A 4,331-nucleotide genomic window follows, 5' to 3' on the forward strand; every position below is an offset into this window, starting at 1 on the left:
CCTTTTTCTGCGCTTATAGCGATAGGCTTCGATATCATGCTTCAGATTCTTTTTCCCTCCGAAACATACGCTTTTTGGTCTTTCCATGTATCTTTCCTTTTTCTGCTCTTCTCTTGTTAATCGGTATGTTAATAATTTGATCTGATTCTTCAGCTTCTTTATTTCAGGATCGATCACAGTTGCTTCATACAGATAGTCCTTTTCTGTTGTTTCATGCTGTTTCGTTTTATGAATCAGTTTTTCCTTTTCACAAATGAACTTTTCTAATTTTGCTTCCTTTTCTTTGATCTTCATTTTGATCCTCTTCATTCTCTTGTCTGTTTTCCTGATAAGATTGTTATTCAAGGAAGCATTCGCTTTTAACAAGGCCTTGGCTTCATGGGTAGCAGAGAGAGGGATATAGTCACTGAGATGAAACTGCTTTTTAAGAAGCTGATGAAGCTCGCAGTCCTTGAACGAGGCTCCCTTATAGGCACGATCGTAAAGACATTTATAGGCCTTATGAAGAACACGGTTATAGACTCTCAGATCATGAAGAATGACGTTCTTCAGATCAGGGAATTCACGGTAATAGAAACGGTTGGAAAGAGAAAAGACTTTCATGATGCCTCCTTGATAGAAAAAAGAGAATTCACACAGATATTATATCACAACAGTAACTATAATGATACTATAATTCAAAATTAATAACACATAATATCATAATATAAATATACTTAACTTTTTTCAATCTCTTTCATTATCTTCCTGTCCATCAAAATTGAAATTTCCTAATATATAAAAAAAGGGAGATTGACTCCCTATTTCAAATATTCTTTAAAAAACTTTTCAATCTTATCAAATGGAATGATATCCACTTGATCATATAAATCTGTATGTACGGCATTTGGAATGATCATCAGTTCTTTATTATCCGTATAAGGATTATCTTTGATCATATTGGCATAGGCATCTTTACTAAAGTAGCAGGAGTGTGCCTTTTCACCATGGATCAGTAAGACGGCATTACGGATTTCATTAATGTATTGGAGGATCGGCTGGTTTAAAAAGGACATGCAGCCAATCACGTTCCAGCCTTTGTTTGAATTAAGAGAACGTGGATGATAACCCCTTTCTGTCTTATAGTAGGCATGATAATCTTTCACGAAGAAAGGTGCATCCTCCGGCAATGGATCAACGACACCGCCGCCCAGAGCATAACTGCCGTTTTTATAATCTACGATTCTTTGGGCATTTAATGCCTTCTTTTTTTCATAGCGGGCATCCGGTGTATTTTCAGCGTCAAAATATCCCTGAGCATTGACACGGCTCATATCATACATCGTAGAAGCAACCGTTGCTTTGATACGTGTATCAAGTGCTGCCGTATTCAAGGCCATGCCGCCCCAACCGCAGATACCAACGATTCCGATCTTTTCCGGATCCACATTTTCCTGAACGGAAAGAAAATCTACCGCAGCCTGGAAGTCTTCCGTATTGATATCCGGAGAAGCCATATAACGTGGCAAGCCACCACTTTCACCTGTAAAGGACGGATCAAAAGCAAGAGTCACGAAACCTCTTTCTGCCAAGGTCTGAGCATACAATCCGCTTGCCTGCTCCTTAACGGCACCAAAAGGTCCGCATACCGCAATTGCACTCATCTTTCCCTGCAAATCCTTAGGTTCATACATATCAGCTGCTAATGTGATGCCATAGCGGTTATGAAACGTCACCTTATGGTGATTGACCTTATCACTTTTCGGGAATGTCTTATCCCATTCCATCGTTAAATTTAATTGCTCACTCATATTAAAATCCTCCTTTTCCATAATTTTCAGGTATCTGATCAATTTCCAGCGTCGGTGCTTCCAGCGCTATGTTTTCTACTGCCTTTTCAGTTCCGGCAGCAAGTGCTGTCTTATAATACCATTCTTTATATTCAAATTCCTTGTAGCAATTCTGCAGCTCTTTGATCTGATCCTCGATATTCTTTTTTTGTTCTAAGATCATATCATATCTTTTCTGCAGCGTTGCATCCCCTTGTTGAGCCAGTGCCACATATTCCCTGATCTTTTTCACGGGCATATGGATATTCTTCATACAGTTCAGCACGCGCAGCCACTTAAAATCTTTATCTTCAAAAACTCGTTTGCCATTGACACGTTTGATATCCGGAAGCAGACCTTCCGCATCATAATACCTCAATGTAGATGCATTGACATTCATCATATCGGCAACTTCCTGAATCGAATAGGACATATAACCTCCTCCTTTGTCAGTATTATATAAGTTAAAGTTTACTTTAAGTCAAGCATAAAATAAAAATAAATCAGCCTGCACTGATTTACTTATAATTTTCTTTTAATAGCTCCATGAGAATGATATCATGATATTCGCCTAAATGATAAAGGGCTTTATGCCAGCGTCCACATTCTACAAAGCCTGCTTTCTTATACGCCTTAACAGCATGTTCATTAAAACCGAAGACCTCTAAATGAATGGCATTGAAACGCTGGGTATCAAAGATATAATCACATAATAATTTAATGGCTTCACTGCCATAACCTTTATGACGATATTCTTTTCCAAGATAGATGCCCATGGTCACATGAAGCTCATGAGATGCGATATTGAATAAAGAAATATGTCCCATGAAGGCATTATCTTCCAATGAAACGATTGAGAAAACAAAAGGTCCTTCATTCCATCGGCTCATCATATCACGAATCTTATCTTCTCCCATAAGACTTCCATAGAAACCATTGAAATAAGCAATATCCTGATCCTCATTTAACCATTTGGTCATAATATCCGCTTCATTCTCAATATCCATCGGTGAAAGATACAGATGCTCGCCTACAAGCTTTTTATAATACATAAAATACCTCCTGAATCATCACTATTATAACATGTTTACATGGGCGCTTGCGTATCTTTTTCAATCAACATGATTGCTTTTTCAAATAAATCACGTATAATATTGGTATTAGATGTTTTAGACATCGTTTGGTACTATTTCCATATAATAATAGATAATGAAAGGTGAGTTTTATGAAAAAATATATTATTGTCAGAGATAATGCGCAGTATATCGCAGGAACAACATTAAAGGTGGCTTCACAGCCGGAAGCTTTTAATATGGCTTTACATGTCTGTAAATCAAAAGAAGCTGTCATGATCAACCGAAATCGTTTTGCGAAAGATCTGGATATTGATTTAAATCGATGTGCCTTTTCCAAGCAGACACATTCCGATCATATCAAAGAAGTAACAAAAGAGGATTTGGGCAAGGGTGTTTTTGACTATGAAAGTGCCATTGATGATACCGATGCGTTATATACCAAAGAAAAAGGTGTATGCATAGGTGTTTTTCATGCCGATTGCGTGCCCGTATTGATTGCGGATCCAATCAAGGAGATCGTTTGTGCGATCCATGCCGGATGGCAGGGGACGGTCAAGGAAATTACCGCTAAGTCGATTGCTTATTTAAAGGAGCATGAAGGTGTGAATCCTGAAAATCTTAAGGTTTATATCGGTGCCAGCATTACCCAGAGCAATTTTGAAGTAGGATTGGATGTGATTGAAAAGGTAAAGGCCATGAGCTTTGATACCTCGTCTACTTATTATTTCAATGAAGCAACGCAAAAAGGCTTTGTTGATAACAAAGAATTAAATCGTTTACAGTGTCTGAATGAAGGCGTACCTATGAAGAATATTACAGTTGATAAGAACTGTACATATTCAAATGCGGAAAATTTCTTCTCATTCAGAAGAGATAAGGATTGTGGCCGCCATATGTCATTTATTATGTTGAAAGGATAAGAAAATGAAAGAAATCAATGCTTCTGAAATCAGTAAAAACGTGATTCAAATGATCAAAAAGGATTGGATGTTAGTAGGAGCCGGTGAAGATAAGTTTAATATGATGACAGCTTCCTGGGGCATGATGGGACATCTGTGGAATAAGGATGTCATGAATGTCTATGTACGTCCTCAGCGCTATACCTATGAGTTTATGGAAAACAATGATACCTTTAGCTGTTCGTTCTTTGATGAAAGTTATCGGGATGCCTTAAAATTATGTGGCAGCAAATCCGGAAGAGATATCAATAAAGCTGAGGCATGCGGCTTTACAACAAGGTTTATCGAACATGCACCGGTATTTGATCAGGCAGCATGCACGATCATCTGTCGTAAGATTGCCGTTTATGATATCGATCCAAGTCAGTTCACAGATTCGAGCGTTGATAAAAACAATTATCCTTTAAAAGATTATCATCGTGTCTATACCGGTGAGATCATAAAAGTATTGGTGAAAGATTAACAGCGATTATCGTCGCTGTTTTTTT

Annotated in this window: 6 protein-coding genes; 2 read left to right on the plus strand and 4 right to left on the minus strand. The window is 37.8% G+C overall.

Annotated elements, in window-relative coordinates; all coding sequences use genetic code 11:
- The 4 genes from Q0K35_RS00250 to Q0K35_RS00265 form a co-directional block, all read right to left on the minus strand.
- Positions 1-603: hypothetical protein (locus tag Q0K35_RS00250; RefSeq protein WP_294560510.1), on the minus strand; the 603-nt coding region annotated here is incomplete at its 3' end.
- Positions 604-800: 197 nt separating this feature from the next.
- The gene (locus Q0K35_RS00255) at positions 801-1,790 is read right to left on the minus strand and encodes an alpha/beta hydrolase (protein ID WP_294560512.1); all 990 of its coding nucleotides are present in this window, start codon (positions 1,788-1,790) and stop codon (positions 801-803) included.
- 1 nt (position 1,791) lies between these two features.
- Complete coding sequence (locus Q0K35_RS00260) at positions 1,792-2,241, minus strand: MerR family transcriptional regulator (RefSeq protein WP_294560514.1); 450 nt, start codon at positions 2,239-2,241, stop codon at positions 1,792-1,794.
- A gap of 85 nt (positions 2,242-2,326) precedes the next feature.
- Positions 2,327-2,860: a GNAT family protein gene (locus Q0K35_RS00265; protein ID WP_294560516.1), complete on the minus strand. Its 534-nt coding sequence runs from the start codon at positions 2,858-2,860 to the stop codon at positions 2,327-2,329.
- 173 nt (positions 2,861-3,033) lie between these two features.
- On the opposite strand from Q0K35_RS00265, the gene pgeF reads away from it, so the two are divergent.
- Together pgeF and Q0K35_RS00275 are read left to right on the plus strand one after the other, a co-directional pair.
- Positions 3,034-3,804 (plus strand): peptidoglycan editing factor PgeF, encoded by a 771-nt coding sequence (gene pgeF, locus Q0K35_RS00270; RefSeq protein WP_294560518.1) that lies wholly within the window; start codon positions 3,034-3,036, stop codon positions 3,802-3,804.
- Positions 3,805-3,808: 4 nt separating this feature from the next.
- Positions 3,809-4,306, plus strand: a complete 498-nt coding sequence (locus Q0K35_RS00275) for a flavin reductase (protein ID WP_294560521.1) — start codon at positions 3,809-3,811, stop codon at positions 4,304-4,306.
- Positions 4,307-4,331 lie beyond the last annotated feature (25 nt).

It is taken from the genome of uncultured Traorella sp., from assembly GCF_944327115.1.
Taxonomy (GTDB): Bacteria; Bacillota_I; Bacilli_A; order Erysipelotrichales; family Erysipelotrichaceae; genus Traorella.